Origin of the sequence: Putridiphycobacter roseus (assembly GCF_003234935.1) — a bacterium.
In the GTDB taxonomy this organism is placed as follows: Bacteria; Bacteroidota; Bacteroidia; order Flavobacteriales_D; family Crocinitomicaceae; genus Putridiphycobacter; species Putridiphycobacter roseus.
Map to the genome: position 1 here is coordinate 236,148 of NZ_QKSB01000002.1, position 25,559 is coordinate 261,706.

Here is a 25,559-nt window from a genome sequence, read left to right on the forward strand (position 1 = left end):
GGGATTACTTATTATATGGTTTATCATCTTCCAATTGAATGTTTATATTTGTACAAAACACGCATCAATGTTGAAAAACTTATTTATTATAGCCTTATTTATGGTCGCTGCTAGTAGTTGTGACAATAAATTAAGTTTAAATGCTGACTATACTACTACCCCTATTATTTTTGGATTATTAGATCCAAATGATACCATTCATTACATAAAAATTACCAAAACATTTTTAGGAGATGGCAATAATTACGACTTTGCTAAAGTGCCAGATTCAAGCTATTTTAAACAAGTGGACGCTAAAATAATTGAATTGAACAATGGTGTTAAAACTGGTAGAGAATGGAGTTTATACGATACAACTATTCTAAACAAAGAAGAAGGTGTCTTTTATTATCCAAGCCAAAAAGTATACATTTTTCATGAGGCGAACTTAGTGGAAGATTATGATTACAAATTGGAAGCAATTTTTAATGAAGGCGCGTATAGTGCGGACGCAACCACTTCGCTGGTAGATGGTTTTGAATACAATAGCAATTTTTTAAATCAAAGTAAAATTACCTTTGCGAATGGTAGTGGTAGTTATTCAAACTTATTTATTCGTTATAGTGAGGCATATAATGCAACTGGCTATCAGACGAGGTTATACATTAATTACAGAGAGTTCTATAGCGATAATACCTCTGCTGTAAAACAATTGGTTTGGTCGGCGACTTCCAATAATGGTAAATCAGAAAGTGACGTTAACCCTGCTTCTCCAGACGCCTCCGCACAAGTCTCCTTTTCGGGAGAAGGTTTTTATCAATTTATGGCGGCAAGTATTCAAGAAAATGAAAATGTTACCAGTCGCCAAATGATTGACATAGGAGTTGTGACAGAAGTAGGACATGTAGATTTAATGAAATACATTTCTGTCGGAGAACCAAATTCTAGCTTATCGCAAACGACCTCTTTATTTACTAACATTAACAATGGTTTAGGCCTTTTCTCAAGTAGGGTATTAGAAAGTAGAACAAATATGCCTTTATTACCAGGCTCTATCGAAGAACTTTGTACCGGAACCTATACAAATCAATTAAAATTTTGCTCCACAGATCCTAGTCATACTAGTAAATTTTTCTATTGTTATTAATTGAATGTTGAAGTGGTTTTTGAATAGTTTTTTTGCATTTACCATACTCATCCTACTTTCTCCATTTCTGGTTGTCATCACCTTGCTTTTATGGCTAAGTTTAAAAGAATCGCCCTTTTTTATACAAGAGCGAATTGGCATACATAAAACTTCTTTTAAGATATTCAAATTTAAAACCATGTTGAATCAACAAGTAGTTTTATTTGGTGGTGGATTGAGAAAAACTGGCATAGATGAAATCCCCCAACTCATCAACATCATAAAAGGAGATATGGTGTTTGTGGGGCCCCGACCTTTAACTTATTCAGACATCATGAGACTGAATTGGGATGGTAATTATTATCGCTTTAGATGGCAAGTAAAGCCAGGATTAACGGGTCTAGCACAACTCTCGCCTCTTTTTCATAAAAAAGCATCTTTGTTTTGGGACAAGTATTATATTAAGCATCAAAGTGTAAAATTAAATTTTAAAATAATTATTGCCAGTACATTCATTCCTTTCATTGGAAAGAAAAATAGCCAACAATTAATGCATAAAAATAGGAATCGTAGAAGCTAATACTGTGCTATACATAAAAAGATAAGACGACCTTGAATCATGTCGCATTAACTATTTTACTTTCATCTTAAAACCAAAACATCTTTGGTCAAACTGGGGTAAAGAAACGACAGCAAACCTAAGTTGAAAAAATGCAATGGTGAGAAATATTACATTTCAACTTACATTAAAGCCTTAACTTTACAAAAAAAAACAAACCATGGGATTATTATCAAGCCTTTTTGGCAACAAAGAAAAAAAACAAGATTTAATTATTGACATGATTCAAAGAGGTGGAATTATCATTGATGTAAGAACACCACAAGAATATAAATCTGGTCATGTAAAAGGATCTAAAAACATACCTGGTGACAGAATTGACAAAGAGATTAATGCAATTAAAAAAATGAACAAACCAGTAATTTTATGTTGTGCTTCAGGAGCAAGAAGTGGCATGGCGACAAGTAAATTAAAAAATGCTGGAATTGAAGCCGTTAATGGTGGATCTTGGCGTTCTTTAAATTAATTTGATCTTCAATCATTTTTACCAAAAGGTCTAATTTAACCGCTTTCATATTACTTGCTTCAAAAGTAATATCAGCACCTCTGTAAAAAGGAAGCCTTTGAGCCATACTTTTACTAATGAATGTAGCCAAGGCTTCTTTATTGTTTAGGTATGGCTTTAATAAGGGACGGGGTGTTTTAGCCTCCCATAATCTATTGGTAATATTCCCTATCGAGAGCACCAAATGAATAGAAATCCCCTTTTCTTGGATAAGGGCCATGTTATCCATAAAACAAGGTGTACCTCCTCCGAGTGCAATAACTGCATTTTGATCTTCTACTTTTTCTAACCAAACGTGTTCTAAGGTTCTAAACCCTGCTTCTCCTTGTTGACTAAATATTTCGGGTATAGATAATTGACTATCTAATTCTATGGCCTGATCGGAGTCTATAAAATGCATGTTTAATCGCTTGGCTAGCTTTTTCCCGAGACTAGATTTCCCGGTTCCCATAAAGCCAATTAAAAAAATATTCATGCCCAAATATAAGGATTAATCCAACTTTTATTTAGGTCCCCAAAAAAAACATAAATTAATTCAAATATAATTTTGCCTTTAACAAATAAGTATATATATTTGCACCCGCAAACGGAAACGATTGCTGGAAGATCTGGTAGCTCAGTTGGTAGAGCATCTCCCTTTTAAGGAGAGGGTCCTGGGTTCGAGCCCCAGCCAGGTCACAAAAACAAAACATCAATTTAACGATTGATGTTTTTTTTTGCAATAAACTATTTAAGGAATAGCTATCGGGAATGTCTTGCGCGAATTGCATTGAAACCAATAGCAATCGAAGGATTTTACAAATTACCTTTACCAACCTTCAGTAAGCAAGACTGGTAAGGAGAGAGTTTTATGTCCTAACTTTACTTCGGGAAAAGGAATAAATATTCAAAGCCATTTAACAATTACTTCACACAATATTTTACAAGCCTATTCTTCCTTTTTTTTATTGCCTAAAACATAAATTATTTCGACCGCATGAACGCCCCCATATGGAACTGCATTAGCCTGTTACCAACAAGTGAAAACATGCAGTATTTAGAATGACAACCTCCCCTCATGATTTTTTTTTGCATAAAGTTCAAGTCTGACTTTGTCATTAATAAAAAAGTATATATATTTGCACCCGCAAACGGAAACGATTGCTGGAAGATCTGGTAGCTCAGTTGGTAGAGCATCTCCCTTTTAAGGAGAGGGTCCTGGGTTCGAGCCCCAGCCAGGTCACAAATAAAAAACGAAACATCAATTTAACGATTGATGTTTTTTTTTGCCCTAAAATTTATAGGTGGCGAGCGCCAGATAGCTATAATAAATTTCCTGAAGGAGCTTTAAAAACCAAGACAACGTACATTCCCCTTTAACATTTCGCCTGCCCTAGCAATCCACCTCCTTTCAACAAATCACTTCCCATTTAAAATAATTGAACTATTTTAATGTTTAACTTTACCTGACTTTATAAAAAGGACATTCAATACATGTTAAAACTAAAAGCGAGATACCTCAAATTCAAGAAAAGAAAATTCCTATTTCGCATGTTCAAATATTTAACAATTCTAGTCGTTCTGGGAATCGGTATGCTCGTAGCATTATTTGCATTGGTCTACTTTAACTTTTTTGGTCCCCTACCCAACAAGGCACAATTATCGGGCATTATTAACGAAGAAGCGGCATTAGTTTATTCTGAAGATGATGTCATTATCGGAAAGATTTTCGCTGAAAATAGGACCAATGTCAAGTTATCGCAACTTCCACAACATTTAAAAGAGGCGCTAATTGCAACTGAGGACAAAAGGTTTTACGAGCACATTGGTTATGACAGTCGCAGTTATTTAAGGGTATTATTTAAGAGTATTTTACTAGGCGACAAATCAGGTGGTGGTGGTAGTACCATTACCCAGCAATTGATCAAAAATCTTTTTGGAAGAAATTATAATGGCGTTTTAAGTTTACCTATCCATAAAATCAAGGAAGTAATCACGGCAAAACGATTAGAAGAAATTTACGCAAAAGATGAGATTTTACTATTATACTTTAATTCGGTCCCTTTTGGTGAAAACATATATGGTATAGAGTCAGCCGCTAATCGTTTTTTTAATAAGTCGGTAAATGAATTAAAAATAGAAGAGGCAGCTGTATTAGTGGGCATGTTGAAAGCAAACACAAAATACAACCCTAGAATGCATCCAAAAAATGCATTGCAGCGAAGAAATACAGTACTTCAACTCATGAATAATCAAACTTACTTAAGTGACAAGGCCAATGACAGTCTACAAAAACTGCCATTAATATTAGATTATGAAAACTTAAATTTAAAAACTACAGCTGGATATTTTGTCTACCAGGTCAAGCAAAAAACAGCAGAGATTTTAGCGGAAATCAATGAAGAGTCTGACAAAAATTACAATCTGGAAACAGATGGATTAAAAATTCATACCACCTTAAATTATAAAATTCAAGTTATTGCAGAAAAAGCTGCGCAAGCCCAATTGATGATCAAACAAAAGCAACTAGAAAGAGAGCTTAGATCCAATAATTTAAAGGCCAAATGGTTAAAAAAACAAGAAAGCGCTTCTGTGCAGTTAGCAGCTGACCAAAAAAAGAGGCAGCTATCATTATTCGATTGGGATAGTACACAAACCATTCAGGGGAATAAATTTGACAGTTTATGGCACTATGCCAAAATGCTCAACGCATCTGTACTCATTACACATCCCAAAACTGGTGCCGTCATCACTTGGGTTGGCGGAAATAATTTCAGAGCACTCCCTTTTGATATGGTGCTATCTCACCGTCAAATCGCTTCAGCTTTTAAACCTATTTTATACGCAACGGCTTTGGAAAATGGATTTTCAGCTTGTGATTATCTCGAAAACGAAGAAAAAAATTATCCAGCATACGATAATTGGCGCCCAAGTAATGCAGACCATAGTTCCACACCCGACCAAAAAGTTGCTTTATGGAATGCCTTGATTCATTCCATGAATTTACCTACTATTGATTTATTTTTCAAACTGGAAGAGAAACAACTCCTCGATATTTGTAAAAAGTTAAAATTTCCTGCAATAGACAATAATTCACCGTCTATTGCACTGGGCACGCTTGACCTTTCTCTATTAGAAATAATTAGAGCTTATGGTGCTTTTGCCAATCAAGGAAACATGAATGAATTACATTTAATCAGTAAAATAACGGACAAAGCAGGTCACATCATTTATGAAAATAAGGTAGAAAAAGCAGAACGCATATTTAAAGCAGCTACCTGCCAAACTCTGACTGCAATATTACAAAAAGCAGTGGCCCAAGGTACAGGTTCAAAAATTAGAAATACTTACCACATTAAAAGTCAATTGGCGAGTAAAACAGGAACCGCACAAGATTATACCAATGCGTGGTTTATTGCGTATACGCCCAGTATTGTATTGGGTACGTGGGTCGGGAATTCAAAAAATGATATTCACTTTAAAAGTGGAAAAGGTGCTGGTTCCTCTTTGGCTTTACCTATTGTTGCTACTATTTTATTGGCCATTGAAAAAGATGTACAATTGAGAAAACAATACCTCACTGCATTTACTATTCCTGATGAAATATACGCCTCACTAGAATGCCCTGCTTATAAAGAAAAAGGTATAAAAGGATTATTTAATCGTCTATTTAAAAAGCCAAATCAAAAATAAAGTACTCCATAAACCATTAATCATTGGCATTAATATTTACAAAAAAGTAACATTTAAGGATATAAAAAAAACAAAATGGTAACACTTTAGCAGTAAATGCCTATATTTCATTAAACCAATTCAGCCCGTAGACCAAACTTTAACAAATTGCCTTGAAGTCCCCCTTTTAAAAACAGCACAAGCACAAAAGAAAATGAAGCAAAGTTTATCCTATTATCTTACACTTTTGGTATTACAACTAAAAGGACTTAAAAAAGAATTTAGTGAAGACCCTATCAACTATGAAAAACTAAGAAATGAGGATGTGCACCATCCAAAAGCTTCTTTTTTTAAAAAGGAGAAAATCAAGTCATTTAAGGTTCGTAACACGAGTATTACGGAGGTTAGCACCAACAAATCGAACGGTAAATTATTACTTTATATTCATGGAGGAGCATTTATTTCAGGTCCCTCACAAATCCATTGGGCAGTAATTAAAAAAATTTCTAAACAGACTAATTTTACCATTTGGATGTGCGATTATCCTAAGGCACCAGAAAATAAAATAATTGAAATATCCGCAAACATAGATGCTGTTTACCAAGCGTCACTCGAAAAATACCAAGCCCATGACATTACTTTAATCGGTGATTCTGTTGGTGGTACCTTAATCGCCTGTCTCTTACAACGACTCATTCTAAAACAAAACGCCATCCCTAATAAAATCATATTAATTTCACCAGTAATGGATGCTTCATTTTCTAATCCACAAATTGATAAAATAGACAAAACAGACCCTATGTTATCAAAAACTGGCGTACTAAGCGCTAAAAAAATGTGTGCCATGGAAGTCGATTTAAAAAATCCCATAATTTCTCCTTTGTACGGCAATTTTGAGCACTTTCCTAAGACAGTATTATATCTAGCGGAGCACGACATTACCTATCCCGATCAACAATTGGCTGTCCAAAAATTAAAAAATGCTAATGTGCCCATGAAAGTGATAGCAGGAAAAAATATGCCACATATTTGGCCATTATTACCCCTAATGAAGGAAGCAACACATACACTCCATGATTTAATTGACGAAATAAAAGCCCAATAATTACGCCAATAAAAGAGATAATTATTACCTTTTATCGCTTAATGATTTGTTTCAAAAATAAAACAAGTCTAAATCCATCAAAATTTGATTACAACATACATCATTATCGCCATTATTTTTTCGAGTTTTAGTTTTGCTCCTTCCTTGCCATCCAGCCATTGGTCCTTTAGAATTTTCGACTTCATTCGTCTTCAAATGGTATTTATTCAAGCCTTAATATTCATTATTGGTCTTTTTATCTTTAAAGATTTTAATACACTAAATACATTTGTTTTATCCCTACTTGCAATAGCAATTCTTACCCAAGTATATTTCATAGCACCTTATTTACCATTTAGAAAGTTTACAGATAAAAGTCCAAATAACGAAGCCGAAATTAAATTAATAAGTGTAAATGTTTTACAAAAAAACAAGAATTACAAGTCACTTATTCAGCTGGTTGAAAAAGTGAAACCAGCTATTCTACTCACCATGGAAACCAATGAAACCTGGGAGCAGGAAATGCATGAAATAGAAGAAAAGTATGCTTACAACTTTAAGATACCCAAGGAAAACCGGTATGGCATGCATTTTTATTCAAATTTAAAAATAATAGCCTGTAAGGTTCATTATTTTATTTCTGACGAAAGACCGGCCATTGAAGTGAAACTGGCCGACAAAAATCAAAATGAATTCATTTTTTATGGGGTTCACCCACCACCACCTAGTCCGACTGAAAAGCCTACAGCCAAACAGAAAGATGCGGAATTAATGCAAGTAGGTAAATTAATTGCTAAGCAAGAATTACCCTGTATCGTAACGGGCGACTTTAACAATGTCTGTTGGTCGAAAAGTGCTAAGGTATTTGCCAAAATATCTAAACTAAAAGACGCACGTTTAGGCAGAGGAATTCACGGAACCTTTCCTGTTAAACCTTGGATTTTCCGATTTCCCTTAGATTTACTTTTTGTTTCCAAAGCGATTAATGTAGATAAAATTGGCACACTACCTAGTATAGGATCAGATCACTTACCTTTTTATGCCGCATTTAATATTTCAAATCCAGACGCAGATAGTAAGCATACACCTTCAAAAAAGTTAAAAAAAGAAGCAGATCGAATTATTAAAGCAGGAAAAAAAGCACATAAAGCAGAAGATTAAGACCATTGTTAGAATAAAAATAAAATTCAAAGAGAGTTACCATAATAATATTCAATTCATTATATTTGTTAACCTTACTGAAATATTTTTGTTGGGCACTAGAAACAACGAATAAAAGCTGCAAAAAACAATGGACCCAGAAAAATTAATTTTCACCATTAGTATTCTATTTTTAATAACGTTAATCATCCTGTTATTAATACGTTTAAATGTAGTTAATAAAAGACTTAAAAATAAATCTTTCGCGTATCAACGAATTCAAGCTGAAAAAATTCAATTTGAAAAACTATTAGACAGTGTCAATGACATCATTTACATAGCAGACGATAAAGGTTTATTTACCTATTACAATCATTACGCAACGCTTTTACTAGGATATACAAAAGAGGAGAATATAGGACGTAGATTTCAAGAATTAATTCACAAAGACCATGTGGCACATGTTCAAAAATCTTATTACAATCATTTTGCACAGAATTTAAAACAATCTTATCTTGAATTTCAAATCAAAAAAAAAGATGGCAATATCATATGGGTAGGCCAACAAGTTACTTCTAAATTCAGTGCAGATGATCCGACTAAAATTATTGGTTTTTATGGTGTAGTAAGGGATATTAATGACCGAAAATTAGCTGAATTATTATTATCTGAAAGTGAAATAAAATACAGAGAATTGTTTGATAATTCATCTGAATTAATACATAGCATAGATACAGATGGAGAAGTATTATATGCCAATAACTCTTGGCTACAAAAACTAGGCTATACAGAAAGTGAATTAAAGGATTTAAATTATTTTTCGGTTATTCATCCAGATAGTCACGCGCATTGTACTGAATTTTTAGAAACAGTGATTGAAAAGGGTAAATTTGAAGGCATTACAGTTTATAACTTGCAAACAAAGGCAGGCCAAAAAATCACGGTAGAAGGATCCGTAACCATTACGCAACAAAATGGAAAAGTTTACAGTATTCAGTCTTTTTTAAGAGACATCACAAAACAAAAAGAAGCGGAAATAAGATTAACCAAACAAGAGAATACCTTAAGGCAAATAACAGAGACTATAAATGATGTTTTTTATCTCTATAATATGCAAGATAAAAAGTACGAATACATCAGTGCCAATTGTGAGAGTATTTTAGGTGCAAATAAAGATTTCTTTTACACCCATCAGCGTTACCCAAAATTATTCGTGCATGAGTTAGATGAAAAAAAGTTGTTAGCTGCTCATAAAATAGTAGAATCTGGAATACCATATAGTATTGATTACCGAATTACTGTTAATGAAGAGACTAAATGGATCAATGAAAAGTCATTTCCTATTTTAGATGATGCAGGAAAAGTAGTCGCCAATTCAGGCATTTGTCGAGATATTACAGATTTAAAACAAGCTCAAAATATTATTCATGATCAAAATATAGAAATTGGATTAAGTATTCAATATGCTAAAAGCATACAAGAAGCCGTTTTACCAAGCGAAAAAAGAGTCGCTAGTTTTATTGCGGATGCTTTTGTATTATTTAAACCCAAAGCCATAGTGAGTGGCGACTTTTTTGTAGTCGATAAAATAAATACCAATGAAGGAAACGAATTACTTACATTAATTGTAGGAGACTGCACCGGGCATGGTGTTCCAGGCGCAGTACTGAGTTTAATGTGCAATGTGTTGGTAAGAGAATCTTTTACAAGAGTTGAAGTAAACACACCTGCCGAAGCACTCGATTTTATAAGAAAGAGACTGATTGCTTTTTTAGGCTCTCAACAAGAAAAGATTATACAAGACGGCATGGATATTGCTTTCTCCGTATTAGACCAAGTAAACAGTAAACTGTACTTTGCTGGCGCAAATATTTCTTGTATAATCGTAAGGGGAAATGAAGCCATAGAACACAAAGGAAACAGACAACATATTGGATATATGGACAATCCTAAACCTTTTTCAAACCATGTAATTGACATTGAAAAAGGAGATTGCATTTTCTTATACACAGATGGATTTATGGACCAATTTGGTGGAGAAAAAAATAAAAAATATTCTAAGAAAAGACTACATCAATTCTTAATTAAAAAAAGCCATTTGTCCATGGCAGAAATAAATAAATTACTGGAAGAAGAATTTATGATCTGGAAAGGTGATTTTGAACAAATTGATGATGTGACCATCATGGGTTTTCGTTTTAATTAATGCGCTAATTACACTACCTCTATTTTCGAATTAGAAAAAAAATGGTATTAAAAAACGACACTAGCGCCATCTCTACATACTAATAATATTAAGAAACGACCTTTACTAATATATTACATTTTATTATATTTGTCAATCACCCCGCCTAATTCTATTTGGATTAGTGCATTAATTTTTAACCTTTGCATTAAAGTATAAATGGAACTAGCTAATTCAACCATAGAATTAATTTTAATAGTGCTAATACTGCTAGTTATAACACTTGCTTTTCGTTTAATTATTTCATTTAAAAAACAACAAAAATTAAGCACTAAAATTACTGTTTTACAAAGCGAAAAAAATCAATTTGAACACATGATTGAAACGGTGAGTGATATCATTTACAGTGCAAACATTCAAGGTGAATTTACCTATTTAAACGACACGGTTGAAAGTATAACTGGCTACCGAAAAGAGGAGATTTTAGGTACAAAATTTCAAGACATAATTGAAAAGTCACATGTTAAAAGGATTGAAAAAGCATTTTCTGACCATTTTGAAAAAGGCTTGAAACAATCCCAACACGAATTAATGATCAAAAGAAAAGATGGCAGTACGCTTTGGGTTGGTCAAAAAGTAACTTCAATTTTCAATAAAGATAATCCCAAACAAATTGATGGATTTTACGGGATTGTACGGGATATTAATGACAAAAAACAGCTTTCTTTGAAATTGAGCAAAGAGGAAAAAACTCTGCGTCAAATTACAGAAACTCTAAATGATGTTTTCTACCTTTTCAACATAGAAAAAAATAAATATGAATACATTAGCCCAAACTGTAACAATATATTAGGTGCGAGTAGAAATTCATTTTATGAGAACAATAACTTTATTGATACATTAATTCACCCTGAAGACTTAATCCTAACCACCAATGCTCAAAAAAACTTAAAAAATGGTATTGCATACGATATTGACTTCAGAATCATAAGCAATGATGAAATCAAATGGATTAACGAAAAATCGTTTCCCATTTTAAACAAACATGGTGAGTTGGTCTTAAATTCTGGTATTTGCAGGGACATTACAGGCTTTAAATTAGCACAAGAAGTGATAGACTTACAAAACGAAGAAATTAGTTCTAGTATTCAATATGCGAAAAATTTACAAGATGCTGTTCTACCAAGTAGCGAGCGTTTATTAAAAATAGTACCTGATTCATTTATCTTTTTCAACCCAAAAAACATTGTGAGTGGTGACTTTTATGTGGTGGATCAAATTAGGACAAATGAAGGATTATCACTGCCCACTTTAATCGTCGGTGACTGCACTGGACATGGTGTTCCTGGGGCAGTATTAAGTTTAATGTGTAATGTTTTAGTCCGAGAATCTTTTTCTAGAACTGAAGTCAATTCACCAGCCGAGGCGCTTGATTTTGTAAGAAATAGATTGATTGCATTTTTATGCGCTCATGAAGAACAAATCATCAATGATGGTATGGACATTGCTTTTTGCGTCTTAAACAAAGCCAAAAATCAACTTTATTTTGCAGGTGCTTACATCTCCTGTGTAATCATTAGAGACAACCGCATAATAGAATACAAAGGAGACAGACAGCATGTTGGTTATACCCGAAATCCAAAACCATTTATCAACCATATCATTGATATAGAAAAAGGAGACTGTGTTTTTCTATTTACGGATGGATATACCGACCAGTTTGGTGGTGAACGCAACAAGAAATACTCGAAAAAAAGGCTACATCAATTACTTTTAGATAACAAGCATCTTCCAATGAAACAAATCTCTAAGCGATTAGAGGAAGAGTTTAAGGCATGGAAAAATGACTATGAACAAATAGATGATGTGACTTTTTTAGGCATAAGAATAGATTAAAAATCAAACATTTATTGTCTTCAATTACTATTTTCAACAGCAAAAAATGTGCGATAAGTAATAATAAAAATATCTATTTACAGTATTTTATTATCGTTTAACAATAATTTTACTAGATTTGCTTGCTAAACCATATATCATGAAAAAAATCACCCTCCTTAAGTCATTAGTCGATATTTTATACTTTCTACATTTTTTAGGTTTAATCGCAATTTTATTTTTTATCACCATTGGAATCATTTCTCCAAATGAAACAGCAACAAGTTTACCACCACTAAATAGCTTCCACTGGACCATCATTTTGATTGGCCTATTTGCATACATTGTGTTTATGATGGGACTAAATTATTTGAGAAAAGTGTCACGCCTACTAGCTACAAATGACTTTTTCTCTATGGAGATTATAAAACAATTTAAAAATACTGGAAATCATTTTTTAGCGACAGGGATAATTACAACTGCTTTGCTTCTTGCAAATGGCGTAAACCACTTATTTAATGGAAAACTAATTTTTAGTTATGACCTTACTTTTATCATTCCTATGTTTTTAATGATAATTGGCTTGTTCTTTTTAATACAATCAAAATCTATAAGATTAGCAAAAAGCTACAAGGAGGAAAATGAATTAACCGTATAAATAATGGCTATAATAATTAACCTAGACGTGATGCTTGCTAAACGCAAAATGAGAAGTAAAGAATTGGCAAGCCTTATTGGTATCACTACTGCTAACCTGTCTGTATTAAAATCTGGCAAAGCAAAAGCCATACGCTTTTCTACTTTAGCCGCAATATGCGAAGCCCTAGAATGTCAACCAGGTGATTTACTCGAATTCGTATGTGATTCAACTGAATAAACTATACACCAGTAGGCATTGACCTATTTCATTGTACCTAATCCTAACGCTATACCACTACATTTTGATTTATACTGAAACCTAACTTTATCGGTAAAGTTTAGGGTATACCAGTATTTTATTGATACAATATAAAAATATCAATGCCTAAAAACTTTGCAAACATGACAATTTTTCATTATCATTGTGATATCAAAATAATATCATTATGAAATCAGAAAACAATATTAAAGCAAGTAGTGGTTATACTTATTTAGTACTCTTAGTTCTATTAATCATCACCCTTGTTGTCGGCATGGCTTTGACAAAAAATCCAATTTTTTTAATCCTTTTTGTTTTTATTGCGTTGATAGTTAAAGGTTTTTTCACCGTAAACCCCAACGGATCTAAAGTATTAGTGCTTTTTGGCGACTATAAAGGGACAGTAAGAGACAATGGGTTCTTTTGGGCAAATCCATTTTACAGCAGAGAAAGTTTTTCATTAAGGGCAAGAAATTTTGACAGTGAAAGAGTGAAAGTAAATGATAAAGTTGGTAACCCCATTATGATCAATGTTATTTTGGTATGGAAAGTACAGGACACTTTTAAATCTGCTTTTGATGTAGATAATTACCAAGAATTTGTTAGGGTTCAAACAGATGCTGCGGTTAGAAAATTAGCAGGCTCATATCCATACGATAATTTTGATGCAGCAGTAGCAGAACTAACTTTAAGGTCGGGAATGGATGAAGTAAACGAAGCATTAGAAAACGAGATAACAGAAAGACTTGCCATTGCTGGCATTGAGGTAATGGAGGCTAGAATTGGCTATTTGGCTTATGCTCCTGAAATTGCAAGTTCCATGTTAAAAAGGCAACAAGCTGTAGCCATAGTTGCTGCAAGAAAAAAAATTGTAGAAGGTGCTGTGGGAATGGTTCAAGATGCCTTGGACCAATTAAAAGAGGAAGATATTATTGAATTTGATGATGACAAAAAAGCATCTATGATTAGTAATTTAATGGTAGTTTTGTGCAGTGATAAAGAAGTAACTCCTGTAATTAACACAGGAAGCTTAAATGGATAAATTGTGGCTAAAAAGAAATCCTTTGTATTGAGAATAGACCCTGAAATCTTCAAGCTTGTTGAAAAATGGGCGGATGATGAATTTCGTAGTGTCAATGGACAATTGGAGTGGATGATTTCAAAAAGTTTAAAGGACAATAAAAGGCTTAAATCTAAAAGAAAAAGTACGGAAACGGGGACAGAAGAAGTTTAACTTCCTCTCCCCGCTTTAGCTCCTCATCTTATAAAAAGTGTAACTACCTCAAAAATTCATTGTATTTTTATAGTACAAATGAAGACATTTATACTTGCATTAATTGTGTTTCCTTATGTTATTTTAGGACAACAACAGCATTTAAATCAATTAAGTTTTGGGACAGACAGTACGTTAGATGTGATGACCTGGAATATGGAGTGGTTTCCTAAATACGGTCAAACTACTGCCGACTCAGTATTGGTTATTTTAAAAGCACTTGACATAGACATCATTGCTTGCCAAGAAATAGACGACAGTGTTACTTTCAAAAACATGGTCAATCAACTGTCCACTTATCAAACTTTTATACAGTCATCCTATTTTCCAGGCTTAGCGTTGATTTACAACACAAGCACGATCAGTATCAACAGTGCATACGAAATTTATTCAAGTTTCCCCTATTGGAGTGCATTTCCGCGAGCCCCACAAGTACTTGAATTTACTTATAAAAATCAAAATTTCGCAATCATCAACAACCACTTAAAATGCTGTGGAGATGGCTATTTAAACAACAATGATGACAGTGACGAAGAAAATAGAAGATTTCAAGCGAACACTTTATTAGAAAACTACATAGCGACTAATTTTACAAACACCAATGTTATTTTACTCGGCGACTTAAATGATGAAATTACAGATCTACCTGCGGACAACGTATTTCTGCCTTTTCTAAACCAGCCCACCCAATACCTATTTGCAGATGATTTTATCGCTAATTCTGTCCCTAGTAATTGGTCGTACCCAGCCTGGCCTTCCCATATCGATCATATTTTAATAACTAAACCATTATTTAATGACTTTTCGGCAAATGGTTCAAGCATTGAAACTATTCGAATTGACGATTACCTCAACAATGGATTTTCTAGTTATGATGCCATCCTATCGGATCACCGGCCAGTTGCTTTAAAATTAAATATACAAGCAACCTATTTAAATACAGTACAAGAAGAGAAAGCTATTCCTGCATATTCGATTTACCCCAACCCTGCTGATGCCTTATTAAATATTGAAGCAGCGTTTAAAAATAGCCAAGCAAGGGTAACCATAATGAATTTAACCGGAAAAATATGTGCGGTACAAAACATCAATGACTTTCATTCTATAATAAATACCAGTAATATAGTAAATGGCACTTACCTGCTTATTATTCAAAATGAATTAGAAATTAAAACCTTTAGCATTAACATTCAACATGAATAGTTAATAAAATAGCCATTTTAGAAACAGCAATCGTTATTCCTACAATCACATCAAAAAGTATTGCCATATTTCAGAAAACCATGCTGTAGCATACATGGTTCTTTACCATTAAAAATATTCTGTTGTTCTTAAATCAAGTATAAAACAATTAGATTATTTCAAAAAATTAGCGTATATTTCAAATAACCTATGATACCATTAACAGCCACATATTATTCTGCAGATATACTTGGTGATGGATTTGAATCGCTCATCATGCCACAAAAAAGTGACTACGAAGGCAGTGTAGTAAGTACTTTAATACGCAGAAAAGCTTTACCAAGTAATAAAGCAATTCTTTATATTCATGGTTTAAACGATTATTTTTTCCAAACAGAAATGGCCAAATCATTTAATGATAAAGGATACCATTTTTATGCCATAGACCTCAGAAAATATGGGCGTTCTTACTTACCCCATCAAAAACTAAATAACGTAAGAGAATTAAAAGAATATGATGCGGATTTGAATGCTGCTTTCGCACAAATGAAATCTGAAGGCATACAACAAGTTCTACTTACCGGGCACTCTACAGGTGGTTTAATTGTTATGGATTACCTATCGAGAAATAAAAATCACCCATTAGTAAAACAGGTATTTTTAAACAGCCCTTTTTTTGATTTTAACGAGTCTTATCTTATACGTAAAGTCGGCATTCCATTACTTTCAAAAATAGGCAAACACTTCCCTGACATAAAAATAAGTGGTGGTTTTTCAAAATTGTATGGACAAAGTTTACACCATAACGACCATGGAGAATGGCAATATAACAAGACTTGGAAACCAGATAGGGCTCCAAAAGTAAACCTTGGCTTTATCCATGCCATTCATCAAGCACAAGTACCTATTCAACAAGGCACAACGCTAAACATCCCCGCTTTAATCATGCATTCAAAACAATCTGTTCATTGCAAGAAATGGTCGGATAAAATGTTTGAAGGAGATGCGATATTAAATGTAAAACACATTCAAAAAAATGCGTTAAAAATTAAGGGGGAAATTCAAATTATTTCCGTAGAAAATGCGCTTCACGACCTGGTATTATCTCCCAAAAACGTCCGTAAAAATGTATATTTTCAATTATTCAACTGGCTAAAGCAGACTGTAAATAAATAAAAATTAGTTTTTCCCGACAAGCACAAAGCAACTACAGGTCTTAAATCGTCGTAACTACAGCTGCAGCTTGCCACTAATACATAATCTTTTTTGGATAAAAAAAAGACTTTAAATGGTAGCAAAGCTCCCCTCCTTCTTCTTCTTTACATTCTGCCTACAAAATAAAACATAGGCATACACCAAACTATCCCGCCCATTTTGTCCTTGTTAGAAACAAGAAAAAGCAATGTTTCATAATTAACATTGCCTCTTAAATCTGTTTTTAATTAAACGAGCTTAGCTACTGAATATCAAGTAAGCAACCCATATGTTTTCATAATTATTCTTAAATTAAACCCAATATGAGTTTTAGATGGTATTAATGTACCATTTAAACCAGGGAGAAAAACTAAACTTTTAGGCAAAGAGCACCAGTAAACGCTATGCTTCACCTAAAATCTTAAGATGCTAGTAACAAATTACTGTTATTAACATAATTCCTTACTCACATGAATATAAACCTAATAAATATATATTTATAACTAAAATTAACAAAATATGAATCCTCGACAAACTTTAGTTCAAAAGTCCTTGAACTGGAAACCCACCATTTTAAACCCAACCAGCAAAACGGATAAAGCAGAGCTTGATCTATTAATGAGTAATCCAAAAGTGCAAATTTTTGATTCTATACTTAGTCAAATTAGCGAGCTTATTGAAATCATTAACCCCATAGATCAATACGATCACAATGACACTACAAATGCTGTGAGTGATTATTTAGGCGAATTCTCCATTGACGACTATGGTGTTTGGGTATATTATCCTTGGTCAAATAGACTCGTACATATAGTGCCTGAGCAAGAATTTATTACACTTAGAACCAATAGGAATCAAAATAAAATAACCTTAGAAGAACGTGAAATATTAGCACAGAAAAAGATAGGCTTAATTGGTCTTTCCGTGGGTTCGGCAGTTGCTGTTACTATGGCAATGGAAAGAACATTTGGTGAACTAAGAATTGCTGATTTTGACAGCTTAGACTTGTCGAATTTAAATAGAATAAGAACTGGTGTACATAACATAGGTGTTTCAAAAGTAGTTGCTATCGCAAGAGAGATTATGGAGTTAGATCCTTTTTTAAACTTGAAATGCTTTACAGATGGTATCACAGATGACAACCTAAATGATTTTTTAACCAACGGTGGAAATTTGGATGTATTGGTAGATGAATGCGACAGTTTGGATATTAAAATTAAAGCTCGTTTTGCAGCTAGAGATTTAAAAATTCCAGTAGTGATGGAGACCAGTGATAGAGGATTATTAGACGTGGAAAGATTTGACCTGGAAAATGATAGACCAATATTACATGGTTTAGTAGAAGATTTGAGTTTAGAAAAATTAGCCAGTTTAAAAACAAATAAAGAGAAATTACCTTATGTAATGGCAATTGTCTCTCCAGATACTATTTCTCCCCGAGCAAAAAGCTCACTAAACGAAGTTGGTAAAACTTTACGTACATGGCCACAATTAGCTTCAGCAGTTGCTTTAGGCGGTGGTGTAGTTACCGATTCTGTTAGAAGAATGTGCCTTGGGTTCTTTACAGAATCTGGAAGATATTTTGTGGACATGGAAAGCATTGTAAAAAATAAATAAATATAAATAAATCAAACCCCGTAATTATGAACGTAGAGATTAAAACTTTTAAAGCAACAGAAAACAATGAATTGTGTTTAGAATATGATTTTTATCACAAAGAATCCTTGTCTAAAATAAGTTATTTGGATGCAGATAAGATAAAAAGTTCAGGTAATAAATGGATGCATGATGAAAAAATTTATTTAATCACGGCTAGAAATAAGGAAACAAATGAATTGTTAGGTGGTACAAGAATTCATATTTCGAATTCGGAAGATGTACTACCAGTAGAACGTGCTGTTGCCCATTTAGACAGCAACTTAAGTCACTTGGCAAATTATTATCGAGAGGAAGGATTAACAGCTGAAATTAGTGGTTTATGGAACAATCAACGTGGCCGTTTAAGTTTTGCAATAACCGAACAATTGGTTATTTCTGCAATTGCCATTTCGGCCCAACTAAACATTAATACATTGGTTTCATTTGTTGGAAAGCACACTTATAAAGTAGCTAGAAAAATGGGATTCACGACTGAGGAAACCGTTGGTAATGCAGGAGATTTTCCTTACCCAGAAGAAAAATTTCCATCTACCGTACTTTCAATGACACCAAATTACCCTGAAAATGCAGACATTAATGTACAAACTAAAGTATATAATTTAATTCACGATTTAGAAAACGACTTAAATTTTGATTTAAATCAAGCTATTCAAGTCTTTGAATACAACGAATCAATTAAAGAGTTAGTAAAAGCATAAGTTTATCTTTAAATTAAAAAACCAACTTTAAGATAACTTAAAGTTGGTTTTTTTATACCTCAAAAAAGGCTATTCGTTGCTTTTTAAATTACTTTTCTAGTAATTTAAACCCTTTACCATGCACGTTTAATATTTCAACATGCGCAGATGACTTAATGTGTTTTCTCAATTTTGTAATGTAAACATCCATACTTCTTCCATTGAAATAATTATCATCTCCCCATACATGTCTTAAAGCAGCATTACGATCTAATATCTCATCTTTATTTCTGATTAAAATATAGAATAATTCATTTTCCTTAGTTGTCAACTTTTGCACTTCGCCATTAATGGTAATAATTTGACGGGTATAATCAAATTTAATATCTCCTATTTCGTATTCGGTTTGTTTTTTATTACCGTCTTTATAAGTTCTTTTCAACACCGCATTGATTCTTGCCACCAGCTCTTCCATATTAAAAGGCTTTGTCATGTAATCGTCTGCTCCACTTGAAAAACCTTTTAATTTATCGTCTTGCATAGACTTAGCAGTCAAGAATAAAATAGGTGTTTCTTGGTCCGTTTCTCTAATTTCTTTTGCAACAGAAAAGCCATCCATTATTGGCATCATCACATCTAATATCACAAAATCATACACCTGACTTTTAAAGCGTTCTAATGCTATCTCACCATTAATACATAAGGTAACGTCAAAGTTTTTTGCTTTTAAAAAGGTAGACAATAAATTTCCTAAATTCGAATCATCTTCGGCCAGTAATATTTTAATTTTTTCGTTCATCTTTTAATTCAATTTTAAATGTTGATCCTTTACCAAATTCACTTTTTACACAAACTGTCCCGCCATGTAATGTTACAATTGACTTTACGTAATCGAGTCCTAAACCGAACCCCTTTACATCATGCACATCTCCGGTTGAAACACGGTAAAGCTTATCAAATATTCTTTTTTGTTCTTCTTTCTTAATGCCAATTCCTTTATCAGATATAGATAATTTCATCCCATCACTCGTTTTAATCAAATCAATTCTAGCATAGGGTGAAGAATTTGAATACTTTAAAGCATTATCCAGCAAGTTAATAATAACATTTGAAAAATGCACTTTATCTACCGCCATAAATACTTCATCTAAGCATCCCTCTTCAATAGTACCGCCTTGACGTTGGAATTGTATTTTGAATGCTTTAATGGCGTCTTGCACTATGGTATGGATAGGTTGTATTTCTTTTTGGATCTTTAAACTTCCCTTTTCAATCAATGAGGTTTGCAATACTTTTTCAACCAATTTACCTAATCGTTTATTTTCAGCACTAATCATTTGGATAAAGCCAGTTAATGATTCACTATTTTTAGCAACATCCGGATCTTCAATGGCTTCACAAGCTAAAGAAATTGTTGAGATTGGCGTCTTTAATTCATGGGTCATGTTACTGATAAAATCATTTTTAATTTCCGAAACTTTTTTCTGTCTAAAAATCGTAGAGACCGCAGAATAAAAAGCAATAACAACTATCAGAATGAGCAATATAGAGGCCATTAAACTCGGCCACATTTGTTTGGCTAAAAAGTGTTGTTTATTGGGGAAATTAATAATTAATTTATACCCTGAACTGACAAAATCACTCGGAAATAATTTATAGGTAAACAAAGATCCTTTTAATTGGTGGTTATAATTTTCAGATTCTCCAGAAAAATTCACTGACTTCCCTGCCTTATCTACAACATTAAAAACAAAATTCGTGTCAATCATATTCGACTTCAACCTTGAAGTAATTAGCGTATCTAGAATTTTCAAATTTAATCTAGTAGTAATATCATCAAACAAATTAGTGGTAAACATTTTCAGCATTACTTCGTTTAAGTAACGTGACTTTACCAATAAGTTTTGCTCATAGGCATTCCCGTATTTGACCGGAAAACAAAAAGTAGAATCATGGATTCCCAACAAATCTCCTTTTTTAGGAAACTCTAACAAATCATTTAGACTACGGGTTACAATTTTATGTTCGGCAATAATTCCTGTAGCACTATCGACTGCAGAACCTGTTACCACAATATAATCCGTTTTTTCATCCCCCGAATTTATTATTGTATCTCCTATACTTATAGTACTTTCATCACCAATTAAACTACTAAAGTCTAGCTTATTACTTTCCAAAAAAACAGAGTTTCCTTTACTCTTTTTTAACCCTGAGGTAAAAACCTTTTTTTCAATTTTATCTAAATCCTGTAAAACAGAACCAATTGCTTTTTGAACCGTAGACTCAAAATGATCTTTTCGGGTATGTAGTACATTTTTTATCCAAAAAAATTGGAGAAACAGTAACCCAATCAGTGAAACTGACATGAGTACAATAATTATTTTTAGTCTTGTTTTAATAGGGCTTGGCGTTAATTTTTCAAATATACTCAATGCATTCCCTCTTGGTGTTTACCTTAACGTTTTTTAACAGCCTAAGCCACATCACGCTTGAAAAATATAAATCGAGTAAGCAGTAAAAATAACAGCACATACACCAAACTTAACCACACATTTTTTGGATTCAAATTATCCACCGATTGCAAGCCCATGATTAAATCTGAAAAACTTGGATGTGGTAAGACTTGTGAAAATACACGCAAAGGTAAGTGCTCTCCAATCCACCCCAGGCCATTCCCATTTAATTGGACACCTATAATTCTTTCTACTACAAAAGCTGCAAAGTAAACAATAACGGCTATGGCTCCTTTTCTAAGTAAAAACCCCATAAATATAGCAAACACCAAATAAGCCAATACTTGAACAAAATAGGAAAGTACTGCGGTCATCCCTACTAATGGACTTCCAAAATCTAAACTAACGAATGTAGGATTGGTCATTTTATCCATTATATCCATAGGATTTGGCATGTCTCCTCCACCCATCAAATCCATGGGATTTAAATCCATTCCTTCCGCTACTTCGAACGATTGAAAATATAAACCTGCAGAAAATCCGACTATGGCCACATATAAAGTTGCAATAATTGCTATGGTCAATAGCATATACAATTTTGATTTAAAGAAATCCATTCGACTATACCCATCAATAATATTTTGTCGCACTGTTTTGTAAGTATACTCATTTGTGATGTGAAAAATCAGTATAAAAGATAGGATAAATAAACTAAACCAACTCGCGATATAAGCCGTAAAATACCATGTAGTTTCATAGTCTCTTGGTAAAAACGGATAGGTATTAATGCCTGTTAAACCATCTGTAATAATACTGGGAATAGTAAAAATAATGACGGGTAAAAAGACCAGGAAAAATATAGAAAAAACCCTAAAAGAGGTATTTCCTTTTAACTTCAAATATTCTGTTTTTAAAATTTGCTTAGTCATAATTTAATTATTTACAATATTTAAAAATTCTTCTTCTAATGAGATTTTAAACTTATTTAAATGCGACAAATAGACTTGTTTTGACGCCAGATATTCATTTAATTGACTTCCCGTAGTATTCGTTTCACAAACCACTAAAATATGATCCCCTCTTTCTTCATGACTAAGCACAAAAGGACAATTTTTCAAGCCTTCCAACAAGGCATCTCTACTTATTGCATTGATTTCAAAACTAGTAGGCGTTTTAATTAGTTCTCCTATTTCTCCAGCCTTTAGTAAAGTACCTTTTCGAAGAATAGCGACATGCGTGCAAGTTTTTTGTATTTCGTCTAATAAATGACTGGATATAATAATGGTTTTACCTTCACTTGCGATTCCTTTAATCAGTTCACGCATTTGATTAATACCTTGTGGGTCTAGTCCATTAGTTGGCTCGTCTAAAACCAAAACATCTGGATCGCCTAATAATGCAGAGGCCAATGCCAGACGTTGTTTCATTCCTAAAGAATAGGCGCTAAATTTTGAGTTTTTTCGATCTAACAAACCAACTCTTTCTAAAACTAAATCAATACGTTCGAGCGGCGCTTTTTTGATGGCACATGAAATTTCTAAATTCCGATAAGCACTTAAGTCGGGATAAAAAATGGGTTGCTCTAAAATAGCGCCAATATTGTTTCGGTGGTTTTCAAAAGGTTTAGTTTCAAACCAGGTATAAGAACCACTGGTAGGATTAATCACATCTAGAATCATTCCCAAAGTAGTAGTCTTTCCACTTCCATTTGGACCTAATATTCCATAGACTTGACCTTTTTCTATTGTTAAATTTAGTTGATTAACTGCCGTAAAGTTGCCGTACTTTTTTGTTAGACCGTTAATTTCAATCACTTTTTCCCCCATACCAATACTATTCTTAGTTAACTTTTAAATCTACTCATAAGATTTAAAACTAAGACGCAGGTACAGTCAAAAAGTTACAGCAGTTAAATTATTAAGGAATTAGACAGCCAATTCTTCACTTTGACATTTCTCCTCTGGACGAGCACCACAGAAGCTACACGGCTCATCTTTTTCATTAAAATTAGCATTATTACTTGCACAAGTACCAGCAAATTCTCCGCCTTTTTTTGCCCAAATTTTGATGGCAATTCCTGCAAATGCTAAGGCAATTAAGCCAATGGTAAGTAAAATTAATTTCATGACGATATTTTTTACAAAATTACAACAAAACCTTTAATACCCATGTTAAAATTGACTAAAATTACCAACGCCATTTTGAATAATTTCCACATTTTTTGGAATCCCTTTATACAGTACTGATCCTGCACCATCAATTAAAACATTGCCTTCTGTGTCCTGTAAATTAACTTTTAGATTGGCCACTGAATTTTGATAAATACTGATAAATTTCATGGACAACCCTGTCGCATCTCCAAAACCCTGACCCTGTACTTTTAAATTGGCATATTTGGCAAACCCTTTCACTACAAAACTACCCGGACCTGCAGAAACCAATAACTTTAAATCATTTAATTGCGTTGTTAAAACTGCTACCCCTCCAGCTTCACGCATTTCTAAATGCAGTGATTCGCCCTTCATGGTATCTAAAAAAATAATAGAATCAGAAATCTCTGCATAGATATTTTTAAACGCTGGGTAATGGATATGTACCTTGACTTTTTTATCTGCGTCTCTTAAAAAATTACAGTAGGATTTATTTTCAATAGTTAAAACCGCCGCTTCATTTCTTACCTCAACTAAATGCAACATATTTACACCGGCTTCAATCACTACTTTGTTGGAGTCATTTTGGTGCATGATATACGTGATATTTTTGTGCAAGACAAACCTTTCAACATCCGCAATAGAGAGGCTCCTTTTACCTGGCTCCCCTACTGATTTCCAACAACGCCTCTCCGTCGCTTTTTTACAAGCGATAAAACTAAATATGAACCATATATAAATAAAGTACTTCACCATTTTTTAAGTTGATAACCAATTCCGAATTCAAAAAAATCTGCTTTTCCAAGATTAGCACGTACATTAAACAAGCCATACCAATTTGAATTTAAATGATAACGGTAACCTATTTTATTATACACCTTTCCTAAAGGATTAATTTTGTCGCGCACATAATACCCCAAACCAAATACAATTTCACTTTTATAAAATGTATATGCTGCCCCTACATAAAGACCAATCTGCAAGGCATCCGCTTGGCTATAGTCGGCATAGGGATAAACATGGACATTAGCTTCATTTTGGATCACATCTACACTAAAATCAGCGAACCATAATTTACTGATTTTTTTTTGAAAAGTGCCACGTACCCCAAAAACGGGATACCTTTTTGGCAAGTAAGGATTGGCGCCTACTTGTTTGACTGAAAATATGGCGGAGACCAAAACTTTCATTTTAAAATATTTTTTGAACACATCCTCTTCGTAATGTCCGTCTTTTTGAAAAGCCTTTCTTCCGGCAGGTAAAAAACCAATTTGGACAAAAACAGCAGGTAAATTTAGCCCTAAATTTGGATAAGTAATGGCGCCATTAGAATAGTGAGATAATTCAAGTCCACCACCAAAATTAATGCGATTTATGTACTTAGTAAATAATAACTTTAAGGTTACTTTTGCATTAAAGTGAGAGCCTATGGCGTTGTTCGTTAAATTATTATCTAAATCAAACTTTTTTGTAATATACCCGATTCCAGTACCAAATTGAAAATCGATAAAAAAGTCTTTTTTTTGGTAGAAAGGCAAGTTATAAAAATGAGACATAGACAAAGCCTTGCCCAATACGGCATCATAACCAAAATTTCGGTACTCTAAATTTAGGCCAATTGCTGGAAAACGATACTGTGGGTCATTAATCGAACTTTGTAGGTGTTTAATTATTCCTATTTCAAAACCATAAGCATTTTCTTTTACCAAATGAGACATGGCAGATCGGTGAGCCATTAAAAAACTACCTTTTACTTGTGCATAGTAACCTATATTTTTATTGGCTTGACCAAGCCCCACGAGAGGTGTGAAAAGACCACATAGTCCAATAAAAATAAAATGGCGGAGAAGATTCTTTAACTTATACAAGTGAATAGATATATTAGACTTACAAATCTACTAAATTAGTG

Annotated in this window: 24 protein-coding genes and 2 tRNA genes; 18 read left to right on the forward strand and 8 right to left on the reverse strand. The window is 33.2% G+C overall.

Annotated features, from left to right (window positions below; translation table 11 throughout):
- The first annotated feature begins 67 nt into the window (after positions 1-67).
- From DNU06_RS04825 to DNU06_RS04835, 3 genes are all read left to right on the forward strand, one after another.
- Complete coding sequence (locus DNU06_RS04825; RefSeq protein ID WP_111062097.1) at positions 68-1,126, forward strand: hypothetical protein; 1,059 nt, start codon at positions 68-70, stop codon at positions 1,124-1,126.
- A 4-nt stretch (positions 1,127-1,130) separates the two neighbouring features.
- Positions 1,131-1,685: a sugar transferase gene (locus DNU06_RS04830; protein WP_111062098.1), complete on the forward strand. Its 555-nt coding sequence runs from the start codon at positions 1,131-1,133 to the stop codon at positions 1,683-1,685.
- A gap of 199 nt (positions 1,686-1,884) precedes the next feature.
- A complete protein-coding gene (locus DNU06_RS04835; protein ID WP_111062099.1) occupies positions 1,885-2,190 on the forward strand; it encodes a rhodanese-like domain-containing protein in 306 nt (101 codons plus the stop codon).
- On the opposite strand, the gene DNU06_RS04840 is transcribed toward DNU06_RS04835, so the two are convergent.
- Entirely contained in the window at positions 2,159-2,704 is a 546-nt protein-coding gene (locus tag DNU06_RS04840; protein WP_111062100.1) for a shikimate kinase, read from the reverse strand. The two genes, DNU06_RS04835 and DNU06_RS04840, sit on opposite strands and share 32 nt — an antisense overlap.
- Before the next feature lie 130 nt (positions 2,705-2,834).
- Between DNU06_RS04840 and DNU06_RS04845 the strand changes: the two genes are divergently transcribed.
- The 15 genes from DNU06_RS04845 to DNU06_RS04915 all read left to right on the forward strand — a co-directional run bounded on the left by DNU06_RS04845 (position 2,835) and on the right by DNU06_RS04915 (position 19,068).
- A tRNA-Lys gene (locus DNU06_RS04845) sits at positions 2,835-2,907 on the forward strand.
- 471 nt (positions 2,908-3,378) lie between these two features.
- Positions 3,379-3,451: transfer RNA gene (locus DNU06_RS04850), tRNA-Lys, on the forward strand.
- Between the two features lie 308 nt (positions 3,452-3,759).
- Positions 3,760-5,901, forward strand: coding sequence for a transglycosylase domain-containing protein (locus tag DNU06_RS04855; protein ID WP_158526818.1), 2,142 nt, complete (start codon positions 3,760-3,762; stop codon positions 5,899-5,901).
- A gap of 193 nt (positions 5,902-6,094) precedes the next feature.
- The gene (locus tag DNU06_RS04860; protein WP_111062102.1) at positions 6,095-6,985 is read left to right on the forward strand and encodes an alpha/beta hydrolase fold domain-containing protein; all 891 of its coding nucleotides are present in this window, start codon (positions 6,095-6,097) and stop codon (positions 6,983-6,985) included.
- An 84-nt stretch (positions 6,986-7,069) separates the two neighbouring features.
- Entirely contained in the window at positions 7,070-8,125 is a 1,056-nt protein-coding gene (locus DNU06_RS04865) for an endonuclease/exonuclease/phosphatase family protein (protein ID WP_146239153.1), read from the forward strand.
- A gap of 130 nt (positions 8,126-8,255) precedes the next feature.
- Positions 8,256-10,310, forward strand: coding sequence for a PAS domain S-box protein (locus DNU06_RS04870; protein WP_111062104.1), 2,055 nt, complete (start codon positions 8,256-8,258; stop codon positions 10,308-10,310).
- 198 nt (positions 10,311-10,508) lie between these two features.
- Positions 10,509-12,185, forward strand: coding sequence for a SpoIIE family protein phosphatase (locus DNU06_RS04875; protein ID WP_111062105.1), 1,677 nt, complete (start codon positions 10,509-10,511; stop codon positions 12,183-12,185).
- 139 nt (positions 12,186-12,324) lie between these two features.
- Positions 12,325-12,822, forward strand: a complete 498-nt coding sequence (locus tag DNU06_RS04880) for a DUF2975 domain-containing protein (RefSeq protein WP_111062106.1) — start codon at positions 12,325-12,327, stop codon at positions 12,820-12,822.
- Between the two features lie 3 nt (positions 12,823-12,825).
- Entirely contained in the window at positions 12,826-13,041 is a 216-nt protein-coding gene (locus DNU06_RS04885) for a helix-turn-helix domain-containing protein (RefSeq protein ID WP_111062107.1), read from the forward strand.
- A 208-nt stretch (positions 13,042-13,249) separates the two neighbouring features.
- Complete coding sequence (locus DNU06_RS04890) at positions 13,250-14,104, forward strand: SPFH domain-containing protein (protein ID WP_111062108.1); 855 nt, start codon at positions 13,250-13,252, stop codon at positions 14,102-14,104.
- Between the two features lie 3 nt (positions 14,105-14,107).
- On the forward strand, positions 14,108-14,296 hold the full coding sequence (locus tag DNU06_RS04895) for an Arc family DNA binding domain-containing protein (protein WP_111062109.1): 189 nt from the start codon (positions 14,108-14,110) through the stop codon (positions 14,294-14,296).
- A gap of 78 nt (positions 14,297-14,374) precedes the next feature.
- A complete protein-coding gene (locus DNU06_RS04900; protein WP_111062110.1) occupies positions 14,375-15,538 on the forward strand; it encodes an endonuclease/exonuclease/phosphatase family protein in 1,164 nt (387 codons plus the stop codon).
- Positions 15,539-15,727: 189 nt separating this feature from the next.
- Entirely contained in the window at positions 15,728-16,693 is a 966-nt protein-coding gene (locus DNU06_RS04905) for an alpha/beta hydrolase (RefSeq protein ID WP_111062111.1), read from the forward strand.
- A gap of 537 nt (positions 16,694-17,230) precedes the next feature.
- Entirely contained in the window at positions 17,231-18,328 is a 1,098-nt protein-coding gene (locus DNU06_RS04910) for an Rv1355c family protein (protein ID WP_111062112.1), read from the forward strand.
- Positions 18,329-18,354: 26 nt separating this feature from the next.
- The gene (locus tag DNU06_RS04915) at positions 18,355-19,068 is read left to right on the forward strand and encodes a hypothetical protein (protein WP_111062113.1); all 714 of its coding nucleotides are present in this window, start codon (positions 18,355-18,357) and stop codon (positions 19,066-19,068) included.
- A gap of 88 nt (positions 19,069-19,156) precedes the next feature.
- On the opposite strand, the gene DNU06_RS04920 is transcribed toward DNU06_RS04915, so the two are convergent.
- The 7 genes from DNU06_RS04920 to DNU06_RS04950 all read right to left on the reverse strand — a co-directional run bounded on the left by DNU06_RS04920 (position 19,157) and on the right by DNU06_RS04950 (position 25,518).
- Positions 19,157-19,846: a response regulator transcription factor gene (locus tag DNU06_RS04920; RefSeq protein WP_111062114.1), complete on the reverse strand. Its 690-nt coding sequence runs from the start codon at positions 19,844-19,846 to the stop codon at positions 19,157-19,159.
- Entirely contained in the window at positions 19,830-21,413 is a 1,584-nt protein-coding gene (locus tag DNU06_RS04925; protein WP_111062115.1) for a sensor histidine kinase, read from the reverse strand. The genes DNU06_RS04920 and DNU06_RS04925 overlap by 17 nt, the downstream gene beginning before the upstream one ends.
- 107 nt (positions 21,414-21,520) lie before the next feature.
- Positions 21,521-22,429, reverse strand: coding sequence for a hypothetical protein (locus DNU06_RS04930; protein ID WP_111062116.1), 909 nt, complete (start codon positions 22,427-22,429; stop codon positions 21,521-21,523).
- A gap of 3 nt (positions 22,430-22,432) precedes the next feature.
- Positions 22,433-23,326: an ABC transporter ATP-binding protein gene (locus DNU06_RS04935; protein WP_111062117.1), complete on the reverse strand. Its 894-nt coding sequence runs from the start codon at positions 23,324-23,326 to the stop codon at positions 22,433-22,435.
- A 99-nt stretch (positions 23,327-23,425) separates the two neighbouring features.
- On the reverse strand, positions 23,426-23,626 hold the full coding sequence (locus tag DNU06_RS04940; RefSeq protein ID WP_111062118.1) for a membrane or secreted protein: 201 nt from the start codon (positions 23,624-23,626) through the stop codon (positions 23,426-23,428).
- Between the two features lie 45 nt (positions 23,627-23,671).
- Positions 23,672-24,406 (reverse strand): GIN domain-containing protein, encoded by a 735-nt coding sequence (locus DNU06_RS04945; RefSeq protein ID WP_111062119.1) that lies wholly within the window; start codon positions 24,404-24,406, stop codon positions 23,672-23,674.
- On the reverse strand, positions 24,400-25,518 hold the full coding sequence (locus tag DNU06_RS04950; RefSeq protein ID WP_158526819.1) for an acyloxyacyl hydrolase: 1,119 nt from the start codon (positions 25,516-25,518) through the stop codon (positions 24,400-24,402). Before DNU06_RS04950 ends, DNU06_RS04945 begins: the two co-directional genes overlap by 7 nt.
- Positions 25,519-25,559 lie beyond the last annotated feature (41 nt).